At 61.5% G+C, this 23,183-nt stretch carries 18 protein-coding genes; 9 read left to right on the forward strand and 9 right to left on the reverse strand.

Annotated features, from left to right (window positions below; translation table 11 throughout):
- Window positions 1–127: 127 nt before the first annotated feature.
- Window positions 128–1,246: a 3-deoxy-7-phosphoheptulonate synthase gene (locus tag WN982_RS28455; RefSeq protein WP_341318913.1), complete on the reverse strand. Its 1,119-nt coding sequence runs from the start codon at window positions 1,244–1,246 to the stop codon at window positions 128–130.
- 116 nt (window positions 1,247–1,362) lie between these two features.
- Window positions 1,363–2,166, reverse strand: coding sequence for a DUF72 domain-containing protein (locus WN982_RS28460; protein ID WP_341318914.1), 804 nt, complete (start codon window positions 2,164–2,166; stop codon window positions 1,363–1,365).
- A 745-nt stretch (window positions 2,167–2,911) separates the two neighbouring features.
- On the opposite strand from WN982_RS28460, the gene WN982_RS28465 reads away from it, so the two are divergent.
- The gene (locus WN982_RS28465; protein WP_341313135.1) at window positions 2,912–4,042 is read left to right on the forward strand and encodes an IS481 family transposase; all 1,131 of its coding nucleotides are present in this window, start codon (window positions 2,912–2,914) and stop codon (window positions 4,040–4,042) included.
- A gap of 177 nt (window positions 4,043–4,219) precedes the next feature.
- On the opposite strand, the gene WN982_RS28470 is transcribed toward WN982_RS28465, so the two are convergent.
- Complete coding sequence (locus WN982_RS28470) at window positions 4,220–4,987, reverse strand: TetR/AcrR family transcriptional regulator (protein ID WP_341318915.1); 768 nt, start codon at window positions 4,985–4,987, stop codon at window positions 4,220–4,222.
- Window positions 4,988–5,262: 275 nt separating this feature from the next.
- On the opposite strand from WN982_RS28470, the gene WN982_RS28475 reads away from it, so the two are divergent.
- From WN982_RS28475 to WN982_RS28490, 4 genes are all read left to right on the forward strand, one after another.
- The gene (locus WN982_RS28475) at window positions 5,263–6,444 is read left to right on the forward strand and encodes an isovaleryl-CoA dehydrogenase (protein ID WP_341318916.1); all 1,182 of its coding nucleotides are present in this window, start codon (window positions 5,263–5,265) and stop codon (window positions 6,442–6,444) included.
- A gap of 299 nt (window positions 6,445–6,743) precedes the next feature.
- Entirely contained in the window at window positions 6,744–8,351 is a 1,608-nt protein-coding gene (locus WN982_RS28480; protein ID WP_341318917.1) for a carboxyl transferase domain-containing protein, read from the forward strand.
- Between the two features lie 28 nt (window positions 8,352–8,379).
- Window positions 8,380–9,165 (forward strand): enoyl-CoA hydratase/isomerase family protein, encoded by a 786-nt coding sequence (locus WN982_RS28485; protein WP_341318918.1) that lies wholly within the window; start codon window positions 8,380–8,382, stop codon window positions 9,163–9,165.
- An 84-nt stretch (window positions 9,166–9,249) separates the two neighbouring features.
- Complete coding sequence (locus tag WN982_RS28490) at window positions 9,250–11,277, forward strand: acetyl/propionyl/methylcrotonyl-CoA carboxylase subunit alpha (protein ID WP_341318919.1); 2,028 nt, start codon at window positions 9,250–9,252, stop codon at window positions 11,275–11,277.
- A 9-nt stretch (window positions 11,278–11,286) separates the two neighbouring features.
- Here the strand turns inward: WN982_RS28490 and WN982_RS28495 are convergent, their stop codons facing one another.
- The 4 genes from WN982_RS28495 to WN982_RS28510 are packed head-to-tail and all read right to left on the reverse strand — an operon-like array spanning window position 11,287 to window position 16,167.
- The gene (locus WN982_RS28495) at window positions 11,287–12,078 is read right to left on the reverse strand and encodes a PhnD/SsuA/transferrin family substrate-binding protein (RefSeq protein WP_341318920.1); all 792 of its coding nucleotides are present in this window, start codon (window positions 12,076–12,078) and stop codon (window positions 11,287–11,289) included.
- 29 nt (window positions 12,079–12,107) lie between these two features.
- Entirely contained in the window at window positions 12,108–14,576 is a 2,469-nt protein-coding gene (locus WN982_RS28500) for a TonB-dependent receptor (RefSeq protein ID WP_341318921.1), read from the reverse strand.
- Between the two features lie 51 nt (window positions 14,577–14,627).
- Window positions 14,628–15,674 (reverse strand): FecR domain-containing protein, encoded by a 1,047-nt coding sequence (locus WN982_RS28505; protein WP_341318922.1) that lies wholly within the window; start codon window positions 15,672–15,674, stop codon window positions 14,628–14,630.
- 4 nt (window positions 15,675–15,678) lie between these two features.
- A complete protein-coding gene (locus tag WN982_RS28510) occupies window positions 15,679–16,167 on the reverse strand; it encodes an RNA polymerase sigma factor (protein ID WP_341318923.1) in 489 nt (162 codons plus the stop codon).
- A 597-nt stretch (window positions 16,168–16,764) separates the two neighbouring features.
- Here WN982_RS28510 and WN982_RS28515 point away from each other — a divergent pair.
- Window positions 16,765–17,676 carry a CHAD domain-containing protein gene (locus tag WN982_RS28515; RefSeq protein WP_341319450.1) on the forward strand — a complete coding sequence of 304 codons (912 nt, stop codon included), beginning with the start codon at window positions 16,765–16,767 and terminating at the stop codon, window positions 17,674–17,676.
- A gap of 37 nt (window positions 17,677–17,713) precedes the next feature.
- Here WN982_RS28515 and WN982_RS28520 read toward each other — a convergent pair whose 3' ends face one another.
- Window positions 17,714–17,938 (reverse strand): hypothetical protein, encoded by a 225-nt coding sequence (locus tag WN982_RS28520; RefSeq protein ID WP_341318924.1) that lies wholly within the window; start codon window positions 17,936–17,938, stop codon window positions 17,714–17,716.
- 414 nt (window positions 17,939–18,352) lie between these two features.
- On the opposite strand from WN982_RS28520, the gene phoU reads away from it, so the two are divergent.
- Window positions 18,353–19,048, forward strand: a complete 696-nt coding sequence (gene phoU, locus WN982_RS28525) for a phosphate signaling complex protein PhoU (protein ID WP_341319451.1) — start codon at window positions 18,353–18,355, stop codon at window positions 19,046–19,048.
- A 21-nt stretch (window positions 19,049–19,069) separates the two neighbouring features.
- Here phoU and WN982_RS28530 read toward each other — a convergent pair whose 3' ends face one another.
- Window positions 19,070–21,541, reverse strand: coding sequence for a phospholipase D-like domain-containing protein (locus WN982_RS28530; protein WP_341318925.1), 2,472 nt, complete (start codon window positions 21,539–21,541; stop codon window positions 19,070–19,072).
- A 221-nt stretch (window positions 21,542–21,762) separates the two neighbouring features.
- On the opposite strand from WN982_RS28530, the gene WN982_RS28535 reads away from it, so the two are divergent.
- A complete protein-coding gene (locus WN982_RS28535; protein WP_341318926.1) occupies window positions 21,763–22,293 on the forward strand; it encodes a fimbrial protein in 531 nt (176 codons plus the stop codon).
- Window positions 22,294–22,394: 101 nt separating this feature from the next.
- Complete coding sequence (locus WN982_RS28540) at window positions 22,395–23,165, forward strand: molecular chaperone (protein WP_341318927.1); 771 nt, start codon at window positions 22,395–22,397, stop codon at window positions 23,163–23,165.
- Window positions 23,166–23,183: the final 18 nt, after the last annotated feature.

Below are 23,183 nucleotides of genomic sequence, written 5' to 3' on the forward strand. Positions count from 1 at the left end.
ACGCGCGGCGAACGATGCATCGGGCGTGAGGAACAACGCGCAGCCCAACCCCGGTGATGTAGACAATCGGCGGTTGGTGCGGCGCGTGCGGTGCTTGTGTGCGCTCCTGGTGACTGCCAGGCTGCGATCAGCGCGCGCGCCGTTGCCGGGTTGCTGCTGCCAGTGCGTCGAGCGCCGGTTCGGTTTGCGCCCAGCTGACGCACGCGTCGGTAATCGACACGCCGTGGCGCAACGGCACACCCGTCTTCAGATCCTGACGGCCTTCTTCCAGATGACTTTCCAGCATGACGCCGATGATGCGGTGCTCGCGCTGCGATAGTTGCTGCGCGATATCCTGCACCACATCCAGTTGACGCAAGTGCGACTTGCCCGAGTTCGCGTGCGAACAGTCGATCATGACCTGCTCGCGCAACCCTGCTGATTTGAGTGCCGCGCAGGTTGCCTCGACCGATGCGCTGTCGTAATTCGGTCCTTTCTTGCCGCCGCGCAGAATCACGTGGGCGTCGTCGTTGCCGCGCGTCTCGAAGATGGCGGCCATACCCATCTTGGTCATGCCCATGAACGCGTGACTCGCACGTGCTGCGACGATTGCATCCGCGGCGATTTGCACGCCGCCGTCCGTGCCGTTCTTGAAACCGATCGGGCAGCTCAGTCCCGATGCAAGCTGCCGATGACTCTGACTCTCGGTCGTACGCGCGCCGATAGCGCCCCACGCGATCAGGTCCGCGATGTATTGCGGGCTCAGCAGGTCGAGAAATTCGGTGGCGGTCGGCAGGCCGAGGCCGTTGATATCCAGCAGCAGTTGCCGGGCGAGGTGCAGACCTTCGTTGATGCGGAAGCTGCCGTCGAGGCGCGGGTCGTTGATATAGCCTTTCCAGCCCACTGTCGTGCGCGGTTTTTCGAAGTAGACCCGCATCACGATCAGCAGATCGTTCTTGCACGTGTCGGCGGCTTTCTTGAGCAGGTGTGCGTATTCGATCGCCTGATCGTGATCGTGGATCGAGCAGGGGCCGACGATCATCACAAGGCGGTCGTCGCGGCCGTGCAGGATATCGGCGATCGCCACGCGGCTTTCTTCGACGAGCGTCTGGACAGCGAGCGGTACGGGCAGTTCATCCTGCAACAGGGCAGGGGAAATGAGCGGACGTACCGCGCCGATACGAACGTCGTCGATGCGCGTGGTGTCCTGGGTGGCGTCGGCAGAGCCGACTTCCTGGTCGTGCAGAGGATTGTCGATGACGCTCAAAATATTCTCCCGGGCCTTGATGATGAGATGTCGATGGCTGAAGGCCTGATGCCTGTTCGTTGCCGGGATTATGACACTCGTGTGGCGTTATCGGGCTGCCGCGTCGGAGCCTGTTGTCAGAGGCGCTTGATGAGCGCCATCGCGGCCGCCGGGTTGCGTTCCTTGAAGCCGCTGATGATGTACAGGTAGACGTCTCGTGCTGTGATTGTATCGGGTGCTTCGGCTGATGTTTCGAGGTCTTCCGGTGTTTTGCCTGCGGCGAGTTGGCGGGCGCGCTCGGCCCATGCGTCGAGGGCTTTGGTCGAATAGCCTTTTGCCTGTTTGTCTGTTGTGCCCATGATGCGGGCGTAGACGAATGGCGCGGTGATATCCGCGATTTGCGGGTAGTCGCTGTCGCCGGCTAGCACGATTGCTACCTGGTATTTTTTTGCTAGCGCGATGAATTCTGGGGTTTTGAAGCTTGCGTGGCGGACTTCGATTGCGTGCCTCAGGTTTTGACCTTCGATGCTTTGCGGCAGCAGTTTCAGGAAGGCTTCGAAGTCTTCTTTGTCGAATTTTTTTGTTGGCGCGAATTGCCAGTTTATGGGGCCTAGTTTTTGTTTTAGTAGCAGTACGCCACTGGCGAAGAAGCGTTCTATTGTTTCATTGGCGTCCGCCAGGATTTTTCTGTTGGTCGCGTAGCGAGGGGCTTTTAGCGAGAAGACGAAGTCTTCGGGGGTTTCCTGATACCACTTCTCGTAGCTCGAGGGCTTTTGCAAGCCGTAAAAGGTGCCGTTGATTTCTATCGAAGTGAGGTTTTTGCTCGCGTATTCCAGCTCGCGGGTTTGTGTCAGGTCTGACGGGTAGAAGGTGCCACGCCAGGGGGCGTAGGTCCAGCCGCCTATGCCGATTCTGATGTTTGGTTTTTTTGCCGTTGGCATGGGGGGCCTGGGGTTTTTGGCTGCGCCGGGGAGGGGATAGATTAGCGGATTTTTTTGCCTATGCGGCGCTTTGTGTCTGTTTGCCTGCGGTGTTGGCCTTTCCTTGATTTGTTAGTGGTCTATTAGTGTCGCCCCTGTGCGGGGCAGGCACTTACTTTCTTTGCCGCCGCAAAGAAAGTAAGCAAAGAAAGCGGCTCAAACCGCCAATTCTTAAGCGGGCCCCCTGGCTTGGAGGAGGTAGTGGAGCATCTGGAATCTGTGCCCTCGCGCACTCCGCGCTGATGACAAGGCAGTCATACTTCCGGCGGCGCTGCGCGCGCCGTGGCGGTACTTCCCAACACCGATCGCAGATTGGCGCCTCCGGCATCATCCTTCCCGCCTCGCACTGCGTGCTCGCCGGAACGGTCTGCAAGGGAAACCAGTGGCTTCGTTTGCGCACGGTGGGAGCCATCGGCTTCGCCTTGGCGAAGTGCCCAAACCGCCAGGCGGTTTGATGAAGTACCGCTACGGCGCGCGCAGCGCCGCCGGAAGAATGACTGCCTTGTCACTAGCGCGGAGTGCGCAAGGGCACGGATTCCAGATGCTCCACTACCGTGACTGCGCGGGGGACCCGCTTAAGAATTGGCGGTTTGAGCCGCTTTCTTTGCTTACTTTCTTTGCGGCGGTGTATAGACCGGGGACATAGCTGACAGGTGTGCGGGGACATGGTTGACACTTCCGGGTATTAAAACGCCCGGTCCCGACCATGCCCTGGAACGCAAGAGACACCATGAGCCTCCGACAGGAATTTGTTCATCTGGCCAGTCAGGACACCCTGACGATCACCGAGTTGTGCCAGCGCTTCAACATCAGCCGGCAGACCGGCTACAAATGGCTTAAGCGTGGCGAGAACGCGCTGTCAGATCAATCACGGCGCCCAGCCACCAGCCCCTTGAAGACTCCCGCTGCCATGGAGCAGGAAGTGGTGCGGCTGCGCCAGGCCCATCCGCGCTGGGGCGGGCGCAAGATCAGTCGGCGCCTGCAGGATCTGGGCTTTGAGGCGGTGCCGCAGCCCAGCACCGTGACCGACATCCTGCACCGGCATAACCTGATCCTGCCGACCGATTCAGCAATGAGCGAACCGTGGAAGCGCTTTGAACACGAGCAGCCCAACGTACTCTGGCAGATGGATTTCAAGGGTCACTTCGATACCCTCCAGAAGCAGCGTTGCAGCCCCCTGACGGTGCTGGACGACCACTCGCGTTTCAGCATCCTGCTGCGTGCCTGCGGGCCGACGGACACCTCGACCGTGCAGGCGGGATTACGTGAGGCGTTTGGGCACTACGGCCTGCCGTTGCGCATCAACACCGATAACGGCTCGCCGTGGGGTTCGCCCAGCAGTCCGGGGCAGCTTACCGAGCTGGCCGTCTGGCTGATCCGGCTGGGTATCCGTATCAGCTACAGCCGGCCGTATCACCCGCAGACCAATGGCAAGGATGAGCGGTTTCACCGTACGTTGAAGGCTGAAGTGCTGAACGGACGAAGCTTCGCTACGCAGGAGCACGTGCAACAGGAACTGGACCGCTGGCGCACCGTGTATAACTGCGAACGTCCGCACGAGGCGATTGGCATGGACACGCCGGTCAGCCGTTACAAGCCCAGCCCCCGGGCGTATCCATCGATCCTGCAGGAGCCTGAATACGGCCCGGACGACGTGGTGCTACGAGTCAGGTCAGATGGCCAGCTACGCTTTAAGGGACGGAAACTTAAGGTCTCGAACGCACTTTATGGACTGCCGGTTGCGGCACGCGCAAAGGTGGGCGAAGACGGCGTATTTGAATTCTGGTTTGCACATCACCGCATCCTCACCCTTGACCTGAGGAGCGAGAATCACTGACCATAAAGTGTCAACGATGTCTCCGCACGTTTGTCAATCATGTCCCCGGTCTATACACGGCGGCAAAGAAAGTAAGTGCCTGCCCCGCACAGGGGCGACGCTAATAGACCACTAAGAAAACAAGGAAAGGCCAACACCGCAGGCACACAGCCACAAAGCGCCGCGCAGGCAAAAAAACTATTCCGAGTCTTCAACTTTCCGCGCCTTGCGCACCCCGACGTGCGCTTCCTTCGCAGAAGATTCCTCAAACCGCCTCGTGGCCTCCGCCACTTCCAGTTGAAATTGTTGCAAAGCACTAACCGCCACATCAGGCGGCATAAGCGCCGTCCACAGCACATCAATCAACTGCCCCGCGGTAGCATCAATATCGATATGCCGATTCGCCAGCGTAGCGTCCCACAGCACATGTTCCATCGGCCCAAACACCATTGAGCGAAGCAACCTCAACGGCATATCCGATCGAATCTGCCCCGTTTCCTGCCCCCGTGCCAACACCCGCATCAACGGCGCGGTATACCGGCGCTGCAATTCGGTCAGCGCCTCGCTAAGCTCATGATGCCGCGCCCGGCCCTCCGACAAAACCAAAGCACACAGGTCGGTGCCATTGACCAGCATCAACCGCAAATGCGTCCGCACAATGAAAGCAAACTGCTGACGCACACTGCCATCGCGCGGCAAGCCCGATTCGATCGCTTCAATAATCTCGTCATACCAGTCGCCAATCACCCGCGCGCATAACTCCCGCTTGCCACGGAAATAACTGAACACGGTCGCCTCGGAAATGCCCAGGCGCTGCGCAATCTCCGCCGTCGTCGCGCGCTCGTATCCCCTCTCGGAGAATACGTCGCGTCCCGCCTGCAGAATCTCCTTCACGCGCTGCTGCGACTTGCGCCCGGCCGGCTGGCGGCGCGAGGCAGGTAACTCGGCCTTCAAGGCAACCGTCATATGAGTCCAGTTCAGATTTGTGAGGAAGATGGCCCCGATGACGTCAATCCTATCACGTATGAATGCCGATAAAGGCCCAAAAGTGAGTTTCTGAGTAACACTCAAAAATACCTATTGACGCTTACGTAAATCTAGCGTGAAATGCGCCTTGAGCGTTGCGCGCCTCGTGCGGGATGATGGTGGCAGCCCACAAGGCCGCACCGTCCGCTGAGCCGCACTCAGACACGCCGGCGCCCACCATGGCCGGCCGCCAACGAAATTCTGGAGACACAGCAATGAGTAACCTGCCCGGATTGCAATTCCCGCTCGGCGAAGAAATCGAAATGCTGCGTGACAGCATCGCGGGTTTCGCGGCCAAAGAAATCGCCCCGCGTGCCGCGGAAATCGATCGTACGGATCAATTCCCCATGGACTTGTGGCGCAAATTCGGCGATCTGGGCGTGCTCGGCATGACGGTTGCGGAGGAATACGGCGGCGCGAACATGGGCTACACGGCGCACATGATCGCGATGGAAGAAATCTCGCGCGCGTCGGCATCGGTCGGTCTGTCGTATGGCGCGCACTCGAATCTGTGCGTCAACCAGATTCATCGCAACGGCACGGAAGCGCAAAAGCAGAAGTACTTGCCGAAGCTGGTCTCGGGCGAACACGTCGGCGCGCTCGCCATGAGCGAGCCGAACGCGGGTTCGGACGTCGTCAGCATGAAAATGCGCGCGGACAAGAAGGGCGACCACTACGTGCTCAACGGCACCAAGATGTGGATCACCAACGGCCCGGATTGCGACACGCTGGTCGTCTACGCCAAAACCGATCTCGAAGCGAATTCGCGCGGCATCACGGCGTTTATCGTCGAGAAGGGCATGAAGGGCTTCTCGGTCGCGCAAAAGCTCGACAAGCTCGGCATGCGCGGCTCGCATACCGGCGAGTTGGTGTTCCAGGACGTCGAAGTGCCGGAAGAAAATATCCTCGGTCAGTTGAACGGCGGCGCGAAAGTGCTGATGAGCGGTCTCGACTACGAGCGCGCCGTGCTCGCCGGTGGCCCGACCGGCATCATGGTCGCGGTCATGGACGCGGTCGTGCCGTATATCCACGACCGGAAACAGTTCGGTCAGCCGATCGGCGAGTTTCAGCTGATTCAAGGCAAGGTCGCCGATATGTACACCACGCTGCAAGCGTGCCGCGCGTATCTGTATGCCGTTGGCCGTCAACTCGACACGCTCGGCAAGGAACACGTGCGCCAGGTGCGTAAAGACTGTGCGGGCGTGATTCTCTACACCGCCGAAAAAGCCACGTGGATGGCCGGTGAAGCAATCCAGATTCTCGGCGGCAACGGCTACATCAACGAGTATCCGGTCGGCCGTCTGTGGCGCGATGCGAAGCTCTATGAAATCGGCGCGGGCACCAGTGAAATCCGTCGCATGCTGATCGGCCGCGAACTGTTCGCCGAAACAGCTTGATCGACAACGCTGCGTAACAGCGCTGTCTCAGTGCTGGCCCATAAGAAAGCGGCGATAGCAACCACTTTGCATGGGATCGGAGTGAGCGCTATGGGACCAGAGTAAGCGCTGAAGCGCTAACTCCGATCGACTGCTTTGCATGGGACCAGAGTAAGCGCTGAAGCGCCAACTCTGGTCGACATACGAGTGCATGGGATCGGAGTAAGCGCTAAAGCGCTAACTCCGATCGACATACGAGTGTATGGGACCAGAGTAAGCGCTAAAGCGCCAACTCTGGTCGACACAGGAGAAGCCACGCAATGCCGAATATCGAATCAAAGCTGAATCCGCGCTCGGACGATTTCCGCGCCAACGCGGCAGCGCTCGAAGCGCTGGTCGCCGATCTTCGCGCGAAGGTCGAGAAGCTCGCGCTAGGCGGCGGGCAAGCGGCGCGCGACAAGCACACGAGCCGCGGCAAGCTGCTGCCGCGCGATCGCATCGAGAAACTGCTAGATCCGGGCACGCCGTTTCTCGAGTTCTCGCAACTCGCGGCCTACGGCATGTACCACAACGATGCGCCAGGCGCTGGCGTCATCACCGGCATCGGCCGCATTGCGGGGCAGGAGTGCGTGATCGTCTGCAATGACGCGACGGTCAAGGGCGGCACGTACTATCCGGTCACCGTCAAAAAGCACGTGCGCGCGCAGGAAATCGCCGCGGAAAATCATCTGCCGTGCGTGTATCTGGTCGACTCGGGCGGCGCCAATCTGCCGAATCAGGACGACGTGTTCCCCGATCGCGACCACTTCGGCCGTATCTTCTATAACCAGGCGAATCTGTCGGCGGCGGGTATTCCGCAGATCGCCGTCGTGATGGGTTCGTGCACCGCGGGCGGCGCCTATGTGCCGGCCATGAGCGACGAGTCGATCATCGTCAGGAATCAGGGGACGATTTTCCTCGGCGGCCCGCCGCTCGTCAAAGCCGCAACCGGCGAAGTGGTGAGCGCGGAAGACCTCGGCGGCGGAGACGTGCATACGCGTCTGTCGGGCGTGGTCGATCATCTCGCGCAAAACGACGCGCATGCGTTGGCGATTGCGCGCAGCATCGTCGGCAATCTGAATCGCGTGAAGCAGGTGCCGGTGGCGTTGCAGGAACCGAAGCCGCCGCGCTACGACGTGAAGAGCATGTACGGCGTGATTCCAGTCGATACGCGCAAGCCGTTCGATATCCGTGAAGTGATCGCGCGCATTGTCGACGACTCCGCTTTCGATGAATTCAAGGCCCGCTACGGCACCACGCTCGTGACCGGCTTTGCGCATATCTGGGGGCATCCGGTCGGCATCATCGCTAACAACGGCATTCTGTTTTCGGAGTCGGCGCTCAAGGGCACGCACTTCATCGAACTGTGCTGCCAGCGCAAGATTCCGCTGGTGTTCCTGCAGAACATCACCGGCTTCATGGTGGGCCGAAAATACGAAAACGAAGGCATCGCGCGTAACGGCGCGAAGATGGTGACGGCCGTGGCGACGGCGAAAGTGCCGAAGTTCACGGTGATCATCGGCGGCTCGTTCGGTGCGGGCAACTACGGCATGTGCGGCCGCGCGTATTCGCCGCGTTTCCTGTGGATGTGGCCGAACGCGCGGATCTCGGTGATGGGCGGCGAGCAGGCCGCATCGGTGCTGGCCACCGTCAAGCGCGACGGTATCGAAGGCAAGGGCGGCTCGTGGAGCGCGGAAGAGGAAGAGGCATTCAAGCAGCCGATTCGCGATCAATACGAGCATCAAGGCCACCCGTACTACGCGAGCGCGCGTCTGTGGGACGACGGCGTGATCGACCCGGCGCAAACGCGCGACGTACTCGGTCTCGGCCTCTCGGCAACCATGAACGCACCGATCGAAGACACGCGTTTCGGCGTGTTCAGAATGTGACAATGCGCTGAGCGCAGGAGCCTGAACCATGCAATACGAAACGCTGAATGTCGCGTTTAGCGCTCAGATCGCCACGGTCACGCTGAATCGTCCGGACGTGCGCAATGCGTTCAACGAAACGATGATCGCCGAAGTGACCTCGGCCTTCACAGCCTTGAACGGGCGCGACGACGTGCGCGCGGTCGTGCTGGCCGCGAACGGCAAAGCGTTCTGCGCGGGCGCCGACCTGAACTGGATGAAGAAAATGGCCGGTTACTCCGACGAGGAGAACCGCGCCGATGCGATGCTGCTGGCGAACATGCTGTCGTCGATCTATCGCTGCAACAAGCCGGTGATCGCGCGCGTGAACGGCGATGCCTACGCGGGCGGCATGGGTTTGATTTCGGCATGCGATATCGTCGTCGCCGTGGACAGCGCGCGCTTTTGCCTGTCGGAAGCGCGTCTCGGCCTGATTCCCGCGACGATCGCGCCGTATGTGATCCGCGCGCTGGGCGAGCAGGCGTCGCGCCGCTACTTCACGACCGCCGAGCAGTTCGATTGCGCGACGGCATTCCGGTTGGGGCTGGTGAGCGAAGCGGTGAGCGCCGGGCAACTCGATGCGACGGTCCGGCAAATCGCGGACACGCTCTGTGCGAACGGTCCGCAAGCGGTACGTGCGTGCAAACAACTCGTGCAGGACATCGCGGGCCATGAGTTGAACGATGCAATGATCGAAGACACCGCAGCGCGCATCGCGCGCACGCGCGCCGGTGCGGAAGGCCGCGAAGGCGTCGCGTCGTTCCTCGAAAAACGTACGCCGTCCTGGCGCAACTGACGCGCATCAGCACAGATTCCAGGGCGCTTGCAGGCCTTCACGAGAACAACAGTCCCAGAACGCGACACCTAATCGAGACATCTCATGTTCAACAAGATCCTGATTGCCAACCGGGGCGAGATTGCGTGCCGCGTCGCGGCGACCTGCAAGCGGCTCGGCATCGCGAGCGTGGCCGTGTATTCCGATGCGGACGCCAACGCGAAGCACGTCGCCGCCTGTGACGAAGCGGTGCATATCGGCGGGTCGGCGGCGGCGGAAAGCTATCTGCGCATCGAGCGCATCATCGAAGCCGCGCGCGCCACCGGCGCACAAGCAGTGCATCCGGGCTACGGCTTCCTGTCGGAAAACGAAGACTTCGCGCATGCGTGCGAACTCGCGGGTATCGTCTTCATCGGACCGCCGGTCGAAGCGATCGCCGCGATGGGTTCGAAAGCCGCGGCGAAGGCGCTGATGCATGCAGCGGCCGTGCCGCTCGTGCCGGGCTATCACGGCGACGATCAGGATGCGCGGTTGCTGCATCGTGAGGCAGATGCGATTGGTTACCCGGTGCTGTTGAAGGCAAGCGCGGGCGGCGGTGGCAAAGGCATGCGCGTGGTCGAGCGCAGCGAAGATTTCGCTGCCGCTCTGGCCTCGTGCAAGCGCGAGGCGGCGAGCAGCTTCGGCAACGACCGCGTGCTGATCGAGAAGTATCTGACGCGGCCGCGTCACGTGGAAGTGCAGGTGTTCGCGGACCGTCATGGCGGCGCGGTTTATCTGTTCGATCGCGATTGCTCGGTACAGCGGCGTCACCAGAAAGTGCTGGAAGAAGCGCCGGCGCCGGGCCTGTCGGCTGAAATCAGGCGCGAGATGGGCGAAGCGGCCGTGGCCGCGGCGCGCGCGGTGAATTACGTCGGTGCGGGCACGGTCGAATTCATCATGACCGGCACCGGCGATTTCTACTTCATGGAAATGAATACGCGCTTGCAGGTCGAGCATCCGGTCACGGAAATGGTGACGGGGCAGGATCTGGTCGAATGGCAACTGCGCGTCGCCGCGGATGAACCGCTGCCGCTCACGCAGCAACAAGTCAGGATCGACGGTCATGCAATCGAAGCGCGTATTTACGCTGAGCATCCGGCGCGCGGTTTCTTGCCGTCGACGGGTACGCTCAAGTATCTGCGCATGCCGGAAGGCGTCGAGTTCAGCATCAGTGCGGCCGGCTTAGGTGACCCTAGCCGCAAAGCGCCGGTACGCATCGACAGCGGCGTGCGCGAAGGCGACACGATCACGCCGTTCTACGATCCGATGATCGCGAAGCTGATCGTCCACGGCGCAACGCGTGAGGAAGCGCTGGCGCGTCTGAATCGCGCGCTGCGAGCCTGCGAAGTGGTCGGGCCGCACACCAACGTCGAGTTCCTGCAACGTATCGTCACCAGCGAGCCGTTTGCGACCGGCGATCTCGACACGGGTTTGATCGAGCGGCATCACGATGCGCTGTTCGCGCCCGTGAAAAAGCCGTTCAAGGAGGCGCTCGCGCTCGCCTGCGCCGCATTGTTGACGCGCGAAGGCGGCACCGCGCACGGCGCGTCGCCGTGGGATGCGCTGTCGCACTGGCGCCTGAACAGCGGCTACACGCAAACGCTCGGCTGGCGCAATGTCGACAATGACAATGCCTTCACCGTGACCTTCGCGCGCGACGGCAGCACGCAAACGCTCGAACACGACGGCGTGCGAGAGGACTTCAGCTGGTCGGACGGCGCGGGCCTGCATGAATTCCGCGCGACGATCGGCGATGCGCGAGCGACAGGCCGTGTATTCGTCGATGGCGATACGTTCCACGTCTTTTGCCTCGGCGCAGCGCTCGCGTTCGAATGGCAGAACCTGCTCGCGCATGCGGCGGACGCGGAAGGCGGCGAAGGCCGCCTGACCGCGCCGATGCCGGGCAAAGTGATCGCGGTACTGGTCGAACCGGGCACCGTGGTGGAAAAGGGCACGCCGCTGATCGTGATGGAAGCGATGAAGATGGAGCACACGATCGGCGCGCCGGCGGCGGGTACGGTGTCGGAAGTGCTGTATGGCGTCGGCGATCAGGTTGCCGATGGGGCGCAGCTTCTGGTGCTGGATGTGGAATAAACGCGAGGCTCAGGCGAGGCGCGGATAGCCGACGGCTTGCGCCTCGTTTTCGAGTTGTGTGATGCGGTCGTAGTCTGATAGCGAAAACGAAGAAAATCCCTTCAAACGCAGGCGTTTTGCGCGAGCAGGTTGTGCCGACAGCGCATCGCTCAGAGACTCTCGCAGTGCTTCGATAGTCGTCGAAGGCACCGTGTTAGAAGCAATCAAAGGCAAACCCGGCGACAAAACCGTTGCGCCGATCTGTCGAACTTTCTCCGCCAGTTCCGGCAATTCATCGCGGAAAAAAGCGAACGTCACGCAATCGATCGCGGCGACGTCTGCTTGATTGTTGGCCACCGCACGCAGTGAACCGAGATGCGAGCCGGTGCGCACGATACCGCCAAAAAACCGGCCACCGCGCGCAAGCGGCGCCACCGCATGCCGGAACACATTCATGCCGCTATTCGAATCGCCCTGGTTGTACGCTGCGCGTGCGCCACGGCAGTCCGCCAGCGAATCGAACGGCGCGTCCGCTCGTGTCACCAGCACGCTTGAATAAAGAGCGCCGTCACAACCCGGCACGTCGAATCGCGGCGTCGCGATCAATTGCACATTCTCGCGCAAGCCATGCATCAACGGATAACCGCAAGTCTGCGAGATCAGCAGATCAGGGCGTCGCCACAGCGCGTGCAGATCGCCATCAGGCTCTGCGATACGGCCCGCCGGCTCGACCGCCCGCAACACATCACCCAGCCACTCGCGCCAAACAGAGGCGAGGGCGGGCGTCACGTTATACATCGGCAGGGCGGCGATCCAGGTCATGCACGGGATTCTGACATATCGGCCACGCGCTACATGTCCACTTGTGCGGACAGGAAGACGGTGCGCGGCGTGCCGGGCCAAACCGAGCTGTAGTTCGCTGCGGCCCAGTAGCGCTTGTCGGTCAGGTTCTGCACCCCGGCGCGAAATACGGTGGACAGCCCGCCGATGCGCGTCAGATAGCGAACGCCCGCGTCGAACCGTACATAGCCCGGCAGATCGACGGAGTTCTGCGCGTTCAACGGCCGGTTGCCGACGTAATAGACGCCCGCGTCGACGCTCAGACCCGTGACGACCGGAATGCGGTAGTCGAGGAATGCGTTCGCCTGGAAGCGCGGTACATTGGCGGCGCGCTTGCCCGAGGTAGAGGGGTCGCCCGTGTCCTCCTGGACGGTATCGAGATACGCCGCTCCGGCCACTACCGACAAATCGCGCGTAGCCCGTCCGTTCGCGGTCAGCTCGACGCCGGTATGGCGTTGCGTGCCGCCTTGCACGTAATAGTTCGCGCTGTTGACGTACTGCAGCGTCTTTTCGATGCGGAACACGGCGGCATTGACGCTCACGCGGTTGGCGATGTCGGCTTTCACGCCGGCCTCGTATTGCTTGCTTTTCACCGGCGAGAGATACGTGCCGGCATTGAGCGTGTTGTACGGCGCAACGCCACCCTGTTCGAAACCTTCAGCGTAGCTGAGGTAGGTGGACAGATTCGGCAGCGGCTTGAAGATCAACCCCGCCGACGGCACGTTGACGCTGGTTTCGTAATGCGACGCCGCGCCGGACGCCGGATACGAATCGTTGCGATATTTCACGTGACGCACGCCGAGCGTCACGCTCCACTGCGAGCCGATATCGATCAGGTCGCTGATGAACACGCTCGGCTGGAAGTTCTTCGTTACCGTTTTCTGTGGGAACACCGTGTCCGTGGGCGCCGGCGAATAAACCGGATTGAAGATGTTGCCGACCGTCAGCGGGATGGCAGCAAAACCCGCTTCGTGCGAATCGTAGTTGCGGGTCGAGATGCCGGTCACGAGCTGGTGTTTGAGCGGGCCCGTGTTGAAGTTGCCCGACACGAACGTGTTGGTCGACAGGACCCGGAAACTCTGGTCAGGCGACAGATAGATGTCGCCGCTCAGAATGTCGCCGTTGGCGGCGACCGAGTAGACATCGGGAAACGCGGCGTCGCGGTTGTTGTACGACTGCGCGATCTGCGTGGTGAAGCTCCAGTTCTCCGAGATCTTGTAGTCGAAGTGGGCGCCGAGGTTGAACGTGCTGCTGCGGTATTGCAGCCACGGCTGGCCGAGCAGTGTGCGCGGATCGAATTGAGGCGGCAGCGAGCCGTCCGGTTGCAAGCCGATCACCGGTTGGGCGGCGAGCTTCTTGTCCTGATAGTCGAAGTCGAGGCGCAGCAGCGCGCGTGGCGTGATCGCCCAGTCGAGCGCGCCGCTCACGAAAGTACGCGTGCGGTCGCCGCTATGGTTGAAGTTGCCGACTTTCTCGCCCGCCACGTTGAAGCGGTAGCCGAATTGTCCGTCGCCGATCGGACCGCCGGTGTCGACCGCGCTGTAGTAGCCGTCGTAGCTGCGGATTTCGGCGATGGTGCTGACGAAGCGGTCGCGCGTCGGCCGCTTGATCACGTAGTTGACCGTGCCGCCCGGTGAATTCACGCCATACAGGAAACCCGACGGTCCCTTCAGCACGTCGATGCGCTCGGTGTTTTCGAGCGGTATGTCGTAGTAGGGCGCCACCGGCATGCCGTCGCGGCGCATCGTGTTGGTCCAGTCGATTGGAAAGCCGCGGATGCTGATGTTGTCCATCGCGCCGCCCACGGCGGTGTTCTGCACCGATGGATCGTTCTTCAGCACGTCCATCAAGGTGCGCGATGCCTGAGCGGTGATCAGTTCGCTCGAATACGATTCGACCGACATCGGCAGGTCTTTCGGATCTTTCGAACCGAGCGCGCCGACGTTGACGTCCGGCACCGCGTACAGCGAGGGCCTGGTGCTTTGCACCGCGACGGTGTTCAGCGTGCCCTCGGTGCCTGATGCCGCGTCCGCGGCGGTGACGACCGTGGCAGCGGCAACCGGGGCCACACTCGCTGCGCCCGCCGCTTCGGCTGCTTCAGCTGTTTCGACGGTGACCGCATTGTCCGCGGTCTTCTGGTAACGCAGGCCGGTGCCTTGCAACAAGGCGTCGAGCGCGGCTTGCGGCGCCATCGTGCCTTTCAGCGCGGGCGCGGTTTTGCGGGCTACGGCTTCGGGCGAGAACGACACCTGCATATGCGCCTGCCGCCCTAGTTCGAGCAGCGCCTTGCCGAGCGGCTGTGCGGGCAGATCCACACTGACCGTGCCGGTTGAGGCGGTCTGTGCATGCAGATGAAGCGGCGCAAAAGCGAGCGCGCAGGCGAGCACGATAGCGGCTTGCGTGCCCGACTTGCGGCTGACGAGCGCCAGCGTTGAGGCAGGTTGACGGATCCGTCGATTGAGTCTGGTCTGAAACGACATCGGGTTTCCTAAGTGGTCTTTCCCGTATGACGTTTGCCGGGGTGCATCCCCCTACCGGTTTGCAAAAATATTTTTCGGTGAACCGACGAGCAGCACGCCGGGCATGGCGTGCACGTTGAGTTTCGCGGCGGCGGCGAGCACGCGCACGGCGGTATCCGGGTCGCGCGGGTCGACCAGCGCGGACACCCGGCGCTCGCCGGCGCTCCGCTCGGCGAGCCAGATGCGCCGGTGCGTGTAGCGCTGCAAGTCGGCCAGCGCGTCGCGCAAGCTCACGTTTTCGAAAGTCAGCGTGCCTTGTGTCCAGCCTGCGATGGCGGCGGCGTCGGTGGTCCGCGGCGTGCTCACGCCCAGCAGCGTGATATCGGCCTCGTCACCGGGACTCAGCACGCGCGCCGCGGAGGGCTCGTCGCAGGCCGTACAGCGCAGCGCGACACGGCTTTGCAGCACGGCGACGCGCGAATGGCCGGCCAGCGCTTCGACCGTAAAGCGGGTGCCGAGCGCGGTGGCCTCCGCGTCGCCGGTACGCACCACAAAGGGTTTGGACGGGTCGTGCGCGACCTCGAACAGCGCGCGGCCGCGCAACAAACGGATGTTGCGCGCCGTCGGCGTCAGCTCGACGGCAATCGCCGACTGCGCGTCGAGCGTGACGTTGGAGCCGTCGGCGAGTTCGACCGTGCGCACTTCGCCGATGGCGGTGGCGGCGTCGGCGAGCGCCAGCACCCGCAACGAGTCGCGGTACAGCAACACGCTGCCGGTGAGCAGGAAGGCCAGCACCGCGAGCGACATGATCGCGGTGCTGGATCTGTTGCGGCGCCGTTTGGCGCGGATCGCACCGGCGTCGACCGCGGACAGTTTGTGCCAGATATCCAGCAGTTCGTCGTATAGCTGCGCGTGGCGCGCATCGGCGGCGTACCACGCAGAGAACGAACGGCGCTCGTGCTCATCGGGGTCGCCCCCGGTGTTCAGCACCACCCAGCGCGACGCGGCGTCTTCGAGCGCGCGCTCGTCCAGCTGGCGAGCGGACGCCGCGGCCCGCGCCGACTCCCGTGTCTGCCGCGAACCCGCTGAAGCAGGCGTCGCCGATGTGCGATCGTTCAAACGTCTAGTCCCTTAGCGCCATGCGGCACGCCAGCAGCACCCGCATCATGTGCTTTTCGACGGCCTTCACCGAGACCGCCATCAGCGCGGCGGTTTCACTGTGACTTTGGCCTTCGAGCTTGTGCAGCAGAAACACCTGCTGTGTGCGCAGCGGTAGCGCAAGGATTGCCGCCTCCAGGCGTTTGACGGTCTGGCAGGCGATCGCCGTGTCGGCTACATCGGGCGCGGTATCGCCACTGCGCATCGCCGCGTAATCGTCGGTCATCGCGCGCCGGCGGCGGTCTTGCCGATGCCAGTCCATCGCGACGTTCGATGCCACCCGGAACACGTATGCCTTGATGGAATTGAGTGCTGCGGGCATTTCCGCGCCGGCCAGCTTCAGGAAGGTCTCCTGGGCGCAGTCCTGCGCGCTATCGCGCGAGCCGGTGCGGCGCGACAGGAAGTCGACGAGTTCAGCGTAGTGCGAGATGAGGGTCTGAGTGGACGGTTGCACAGTGGCAGACGATGGCGGAAACGTGGCAGTGAATGGTCAGGTTGTCGGAGCGCGGGTCGGTACACAATGCGAATTGCGTAAATGACAATTATTCGCATTTATGCGAATGTGTCAAGCAAACGCAAGCGGACTGAGGGTTTTTAGTCAGGCATACGGCGCGGTCTGGGCGAAGACCGGATGGCGGATCGACTTCTGGCCGAACTCGATTGACGCAATGACACCCTTGCAGGGCGAGGCGCAACCGTACGAGAGCTGCCTGTTTGGGGGGGCGGGTTTGCTGCCGGTCGCAACAAGCGAGGCGATACCGCGATGCAGCGGCGCGCCAGTTCCACGTTAAAGATCAGCGGCCAACCAGCCAACAGCGTGTCCGTGAGCAATCTGGCAGTCATGCCGTAGACATGATTCGCAGAACGTACTGTAATCTAGAACAACACGGTTGGCATCGCGTTTCCATTGGCCTCGGGGCTCCTGCGTTGTAGGATTGAAATACGCAGGCAATCGCCATACCGGGTCCGTGCACGACATAGGTTTTTCTGCACGCGGTTAACAGCGTTGTGCTGTCCTAGTCCACCTCGCGGTCACAAGGCGCTCGCGGAAATGAGTTCCCACCCTCCAGTCGCTGCAACGGAAGAAGCAGCCGACTCAAACTCGCCCTCTGATCGTGCCCACGCAGGGCCGATAAAGTGTGAAACGCCGGTTGCCGAAGCGTTTCTGCTTCTGGCTGCATCGACCGCTCAGGAAGCGGTACGGCGAGTACATAAGCTGGATTCGAAAGCAGATCCCGAGGTCTTGCACAAGCTTCGCGTCGCGTTACGCAGATTGCGCTCGCTTTGGTGGGCATATGAACCGCTGCTCGACAAAAAGGACGCGAAATTTCAGCGTAGCGAGTTCAAGTCTCTGGCCGACGCTGCCGGCAAAACACGAAACTGGGACATCTTGCGCGACCTGCTCGCCGCCGACCCGTCGACGAAGCACTCGTTTACGGCACTTATCCAGTTGGTCGACGAACACCGGGCCGACGCGCTCTCGTTCAGCCGGAGGGCGATCGGCAATGCCGGCGTCGAGCAGATACTGGCGCGGGCGCTTGCAGGCGCCCGGCACCAACTGGACACGCGCGCCGCCAGTCCGTCCCTTGCTGCTTTTGCAGAAGAGCGTGTGAAACTGGCTGAGAAAGCCTTGAAAAAAAGAGTGGAGCGAGCAGCATCGCAAAACGACGTAGTCTACGCCGCGCTCCATGAAGTGCGCATCGCGGGAAAAAAATTGCGATATCTGCTGGAGTTCTTCTCGCCAGTCCTGGATGGCAGCCATCAGGCCACGATCGAGCGTTTGAGCGTGGTGCAGGACGAACTGGGGAAGCTTAACGACCTCGTCACGAGCGAAACCTTGCTGCGGGAATATGCAATTCAGCTGGGCGAACCGAAGCATGTCAAGGAAGCTGTCAGTTATCTGAAAGACCAGCAATTGCATCATATGCACAAAGCGCACGAGATATTGCGCACGGTATGCTAGCCGTTCAGCCGCCGACCCGCACCAACCCGCAGTGTGGTTATCTTCCGGCGGATTTTCGTTTCTTCGATTCCGCTCGGCGCGACAGGTCGGTAAGCAGCCACTTTGCCACGACTTCGGGCCCATTCAGGCCGTAGTCGGCAAACTTGATGTCATTTTCGAAGTAGACAATGACCGTACCGCTCATGACGCGATACCGGCCGCGATAGCGCAAACCATTCAATTCGATTTCAATTTCCCTGGTTGTTTCATAGTTGTCGGCCATCAATCCTTACTCTGCGGTCGTGCTGATTTAACAAACGGTACGCAGCCGAATTGCCTTCGTCAACGACGGGCAAACCCGCGAAGGCCGGGAAGGCTGTTCAGGGTCCCGGTATTTTCACACCGTCGCTGTGTTCGGCCAACGTGTCCCCACACATTTTCGACTCAGTTTCGCCAGGTGTATTGGTGCCAGAGGCCATCGCCTTGACGACATCTTCAAAGCCGGGCTGGGCCATGAGGCACGCCTGACTGCCGAAGAGACGGGGTCATAACCGCAGGGTGGCATCGCCAATATGGAAATGCTTAAAACTGTATATACTGTTTGTATGGTTTTATCGATCAGGAGATGATTGTGAACGAGGCCGGCACCAGGAAGCCGGCCAGGAAGGCCTTTCACTTTTTCAGGCGAGGACCGAAGATGTCGGATAAGCATCTCTCCAGCAGGTTTGACCTCGACCTCAACCTGCTGCTCACCAGGTTGCTCGAAATGGGCGGATTGGTCGAGGCGCAGATTGCGCGCGCGATGGAGGCACTGAACGCGTTCGATCTGACACTGGTCGAGCAGATCCTCGAGAGCGAACGCCGGCTCAACGCGATGGAAATTGAAATCGACGAAGAAGTGAGCAACATCATCGTTCGTCGACAGCCCACCGCTCGCGACCTGCGACTCCTGATGGCCGTCTCGAAGTGCATCACCAACCTCGAGCGTGCCGGCGACGAGGCCCGGAAGATTGCGAAGCGAATCCGCCGCATTGACGAAAAAAACGCGGGGTTGACCGTCAACATCGCCGAAATCAAGGCCTCCGGCGAAATGGCCGCAGATATTCTTCGCCGGGCGCTGGATGCCTTTGCACGAATGGATACCGCTGCAGCAGCGCAAATTGTTCGGGATGACGAAGCCATTGATAACGAGTTCGTGGCCTTCGTGCGCAAGCTCATCACGTCCATGATGGAAGACCCCCGGACAATCCCGGTGGGTCTCGATTACCTGTTCATAGCGAAAGCCGTCGAGCGTATTGGCGATCACGCGACCAACATTGCCGAGTTTGTCGTCTACATTGTTGAGGGTACCGACGTTCGCCACGCGTCACGGGAGCAGATCGAGCGTGACTGAACAGTATCCGCGTCCGGCTACTCAACTCCCCACGGGCGACGCAAGATAATCCCAGTCGTGCAGGAAGATCTGCTCGAAATAAGCCGCGGCATCGACGTTATGGATGATCAGTCCTGCATCGCGATTGCGCAGCGTACCATCCGCCGACCAGTTCTGGCTGCTGACCATCACGACACTCCCGTCGACGACGATGCCCTTGTTATGAACGTTCGCCTGGCGCCGCAGTACGGACGAGGGGATGCCCGCTGCGACTAGCTTCTCAACCCACGCGTCGTTCTGGAACTGGCTGGTAATCAGACGCACGTCGATCCCCCGGTCGATAAGCGCCTTCACGGCTGCGATCAACGCGTCATGCTGCGCATCGGCAGGATTTCCGCTCGGATGGATATATTGAGTCTGCATGTAAAAGCGTCGCTGGGTGGATTCGATGAGCGCCTGCACATGCGGCTGATAGTTATCGGGCGTGAGTAGCGGCTGGATCTGGACGGTGTCGGTGAGTGTCTTCGGGGCGAAGAACTGGCGCGGGGCCTTGCCGGCCGCGAGCGCTTCGATCGGCACGTCGAGGGCGGCGGCTCCATTCCCGGCAATACCAAGGCCCTCTGTTTGAGCCGCGACGATCACGTGGTGCGAGACAGCGTAGTCGTGCTGGAGGAAAGCCCGAAACGTGTCCGCCAATGCCTTGCTGGTGACGATGACATGCCAGTCGCGATCGTGGGTCGTGGCGAGCTTGCGTGCGGCTGCCACGTCCGATAGATCGATTTCCGGCTGATTGCTATTGTTCCAGTTGCCCGAAGAAAGCCAGAACGTATCGTCTTCGCGCACAGCAACCTTGATGTGATACGCGTTCGGATAGATCCAGACGGGTGCTTTCGGATCGGCGTTAGTGAGCGCCCAGGTGCCGGCGAAGCCGGCGCCGAGACTGGTTGACAGATCGGCCTGTGTCTCTTCGTCCGTTTGATCGGCTGAAGGGTTCTTCGCCGGATGGTCGAGCGTGAGCGTTAGTTTTTTGCCGCCGGCAAGCGCATTTTCGAGGGCGGTGAGAATGTGCGCCGAGGTGAAGTCGTACATGCCCACGACCAGTTCTTCGCGAATGCCCGCGATAAAACTCGATAGCTCGGCCCATCCCGCATCGGGGCTCGCGTGCAGGACGAGCGAAACCGGCGCGGTGACTGCGTCGAGACTCGCTTCAGGCGCGGGTGTGTACGGAATCTCTTCTTTATGCGCGCGTGCGGTGGCGAAGGCAGTCAGCGGCATTGGCGGATTCGCGAGTGCGTTGCCTTGTCCGTCGAAAAAGACTTCGTCCGCGAAATCCGGTTGCCGAAGTTCGTGCCGTGCTTCGGCCAGCGCGAAATATCGCGCCGGGTCGAGCGCGCGCAGCGATTCCATCGGACCGGCGGCGCGCACGTCGACGGGTACGCCTTCGAACTGCTGCGGCAGCGAAGCTTCTACCGCGGCACGTTTGTCCGGCATCGTCGTGACGACGATGGCACGCGTGGCGCCGCTGGTAAGCGTCGACCATTGCAAGCCGCTCCGTACCGACAGGATGCCCGGTTGCCTGAAGGACTCGGCGTGCGCGTCGAGCATCGCTCGAATGTTGATCGCCTGCATGTCATGGGGTGCGCCGGCGGGTCCACTCTTCACCGCGGCGAGCGCCGCGGCGAACAATGCAGCACGGGTCGGCAAAGCGCTCGCGAACATCATGCGCCGGGCATCGCGCCGGATCACGGCCGGTGCGCCCGCCTTGAGATGCGAGAGCGATCGTGAAAACGGAGTCAGACTGTCGACGAAGCTGCGCAGAGAACGCCCGCCCGTCAGCGAGCCGCTGCCGGGTTGGCCGGTCGCGAGGCCGACGATCTCGGGCGCGCCGAAATGCCGGACTTGCTGGAGCTTGTTGTTCCGCGGATTGAACCAGGTGAGGTAGCCGTTCGGCAGCACCTGGCGCGGGCGGCTTATCCGGCCACTGAAACTGTACTGCGCGCCCGATGTGCCGGCGGGATCGAAATAGTGAGGCGTGTAGAAGTCCGAAACGAGCACGGTGTCGATGAGATAGGCGTTACTCGCGTCTTCGGCTGGATCGCAGATCTCGACCAGGAATTCGACTTTGCCGTCGCTGTCATGCACTTCGTTGTCGACGATCGCCACTGCATTGGCAGCAGTGAGCCGGTTACCACTGGGATCGACCAGCATTTCAAGTACTTCGTGACTCGCCGACAGAGACCAGGTGTCGCCGGCGAGCACCACGGCGAACGGCTGGTTGTGCTCGGTCAGGTGAAAGCCGGCCGCGCCCGACTGAACTTCGTCCACGATGTAGACGGGCCAGACACCCGGATCGATATGGTCGGCCGATTCGAGGGCCATGACCGTGCCCGACACGCTCCAGATAGGGCCGAGATCGCGGCTGACCTGCAGATTGAGCGCCTGCGCGACGCGGACGACGTCGGTGTAAGGCACAGCGGTGGATTGCGAAACGATTCCAACGCGAGCAGTCAACATGGCATGCCTCCTTTACTGGTTGTGCGGCGGCTGCTGCCTAGCGTGCCGCGCTGATATGGCGCGGCAATGACAGAAATGCGGAATGCATTGAGCGTTCCACACGAATGAATTCCAATGCGGCACGTCTTGAATTTTTTGTGATTGAGTTCGCCTACAAATAGTGACGGGAACAATTACGTCTACTAAACTGGCTTTACTCATACATATCTGAGGGCGTCGCGATGAAAGCAAAACGAATGCAACGCGGCCTTGCGGCCCTGTTGCTGTCGCTGGTCCCCATCGGGATGGTCTATTCGCAGACCGCCACGACCGGCACCATCAATTTCACCGGCAGCATCACCGATGTTCCCTGCGAAATCGATTCGACTGCCACCAGTAGTTCGGTGACCATGGCGAAGGTCTTCGCGAACGACTTCAGCGGAGTGGGATCGACCACCGGCACGACGTCCTTCGTTATCGTGCTCAAGAATTGCGGGGCGTCGACCACGGGCGCGACGGTGCTGTTCACGGGCACGACGGACAGCACCAATTCCACGGCGCTGCAAACGACCGTCGGCGGAGCGGGCGGGGTTGCGCTGCAACTCGTCGACGATACCGCCACCCCGATCAGCATCGGCTCGAGCAGTAAGGAGTACACGATCGCCGAGGGCGACAATACTTTCAACTTCGCGGCGCGCTATATCGCGACGTCGGCAACCGTGACGGGTGGCGCGGCCGATGCCACGGCGGTGTTCGCGCTGACGTACAAGTAGCCGGCTCCGAACCGTCCGGCGCATGCGGCCGGGCGAGTATGCAAAGACTGGTTTCACCCACGCGGCGTCCACGCCGTGGTTTTCCCACAGAGAGACGAAATATGCGCTTGCCTATCGTTTGTCATGCCGCTTTTGCCGCCGTGCTGGCCTTTAGCGGCGTCGCAGCCCACGCCGGCATTCAGGTCGGCGGCACCCGGGTGGTGTTCGAAGCGAAGGTCGACGTGCGCGATACGTCGGTCGCCGTGCGCAACAAGGGCGAGACGCCGTACGTGATTCAGATTTTCGTCGACGACGGAAATGGCAACACCCGCCGCATGCCGTTTACGGTCACGCCGCCGCTCTTTCGTCTGGACGGCGGCAAGGAGCAGCTCGTCAGCGTGCGCTATGTGAAGCGGGGCGCCGGTTTGCCGCAGGACGTCGAATCCGTCTACTGGATCAACGTCAAGGAGATCCCGCCCACCGAGAAGCGCAAGGCAGACGTCAACACGCTCAAGATCGCCGTGCTCACGCGCATCAAGCTCTTTTACCGGCCGGCCGGCCTGGCCGGCAGCGCGGCCGGCGCGCCGTCGCAACTCAAATGGTCGGTCGTGCCGAACCCGATCGGGCATGGCGCGGCGTTGAAGGTCAGCAACCCGACGCCGTATCACGTGACCTTCTCGACCATCGAGATCCAGGCCGCGCAGAACGCAAGCATCAACGTGGACATGGTGAATCCCAGGAGCGACTTGATCATTCCGATTCCGACCAAGGCGGTCTCGCAGCCCGGTCCGGTCAAATTCACCTATACCACCATCAACGATTACGGCGCCGTCACGCCGACAACGGAAGTGACCGCGCAACCGCCCGGATCAACAGGGGCTTCGACACAGTAAGTAAGGATGCCGATGATT

It is taken from the genome of Paraburkholderia sp. IMGN_8 (assembly GCF_038050405.1).
In the GTDB taxonomy this organism is placed as follows: domain Bacteria; phylum Pseudomonadota; class Gammaproteobacteria; order Burkholderiales; family Burkholderiaceae; genus Paraburkholderia.

What these genes read in the sequence shown, in the direction of transcription:
- WN982_RS28460 (WP_341318914.1), bottom strand. Translation starts at nt 2,166, where the DNA reads ATGCCAACGGCAAAAAAACCAAACATCAGAATCGGCATAGGCGGCTGG.
- WN982_RS28465 (WP_341313135.1), top strand. Translation starts at nt 2,912, where the DNA reads ATGCCCTGGAACGCAAGAGACACCATGAGCCTCCGACAGGAATTTGTT.
- WN982_RS28470 (WP_341318915.1), bottom strand. Translation starts at nt 4,987, where the DNA reads ATGACGGTTGCCTTGAAGGCCGAGTTACCTGCCTCGCGCCGCCAGCCG.
- WN982_RS28475 (WP_341318916.1), top strand. Translation starts at nt 5,263, where the DNA reads ATGAGTAACCTGCCCGGATTGCAATTCCCGCTCGGCGAAGAAATCGAA.
- WN982_RS28480 (WP_341318917.1), top strand. Translation starts at nt 6,744, where the DNA reads ATGCCGAATATCGAATCAAAGCTGAATCCGCGCTCGGACGATTTCCGC.
- WN982_RS28485 (WP_341318918.1), top strand. Translation starts at nt 8,380, where the DNA reads ATGCAATACGAAACGCTGAATGTCGCGTTTAGCGCTCAGATCGCCACG.
- WN982_RS28490 (WP_341318919.1), top strand. Translation starts at nt 9,250, where the DNA reads ATGTTCAACAAGATCCTGATTGCCAACCGGGGCGAGATTGCGTGCCGC.
- WN982_RS28495 (WP_341318920.1), bottom strand. Translation starts at nt 12,078, where the DNA reads ATGACCTGGATCGCCGCCCTGCCGATGTATAACGTGACGCCCGCCCTC.
- WN982_RS28500 (WP_341318921.1), bottom strand. Translation starts at nt 14,576, where the DNA reads ATGTCGTTTCAGACCAGACTCAATCGACGGATCCGTCAACCTGCCTCA.
- WN982_RS28515 (WP_341319450.1), top strand. Translation starts at nt 16,765, where the DNA reads ATGAGTTCCCACCCTCCAGTCGCTGCAACGGAAGAAGCAGCCGACTCA.
- WN982_RS28520 (WP_341318924.1), bottom strand. Translation starts at nt 17,938, where the DNA reads ATGGCCGACAACTATGAAACAACCAGGGAAATTGAAATCGAATTGAAT.
- phoU (WP_341319451.1), top strand. Translation starts at nt 18,353, where the DNA reads ATGTCGGATAAGCATCTCTCCAGCAGGTTTGACCTCGACCTCAACCTG.
- WN982_RS28530 (WP_341318925.1), bottom strand. Translation starts at nt 21,541, where the DNA reads ATGTTGACTGCTCGCGTTGGAATCGTTTCGCAATCCACCGCTGTGCCT.
- WN982_RS28535 (WP_341318926.1), top strand. Translation starts at nt 21,763, where the DNA reads ATGAAAGCAAAACGAATGCAACGCGGCCTTGCGGCCCTGTTGCTGTCG.
- WN982_RS28540 (WP_341318927.1), top strand. Translation starts at nt 22,395, where the DNA reads ATGCGCTTGCCTATCGTTTGTCATGCCGCTTTTGCCGCCGTGCTGGCC.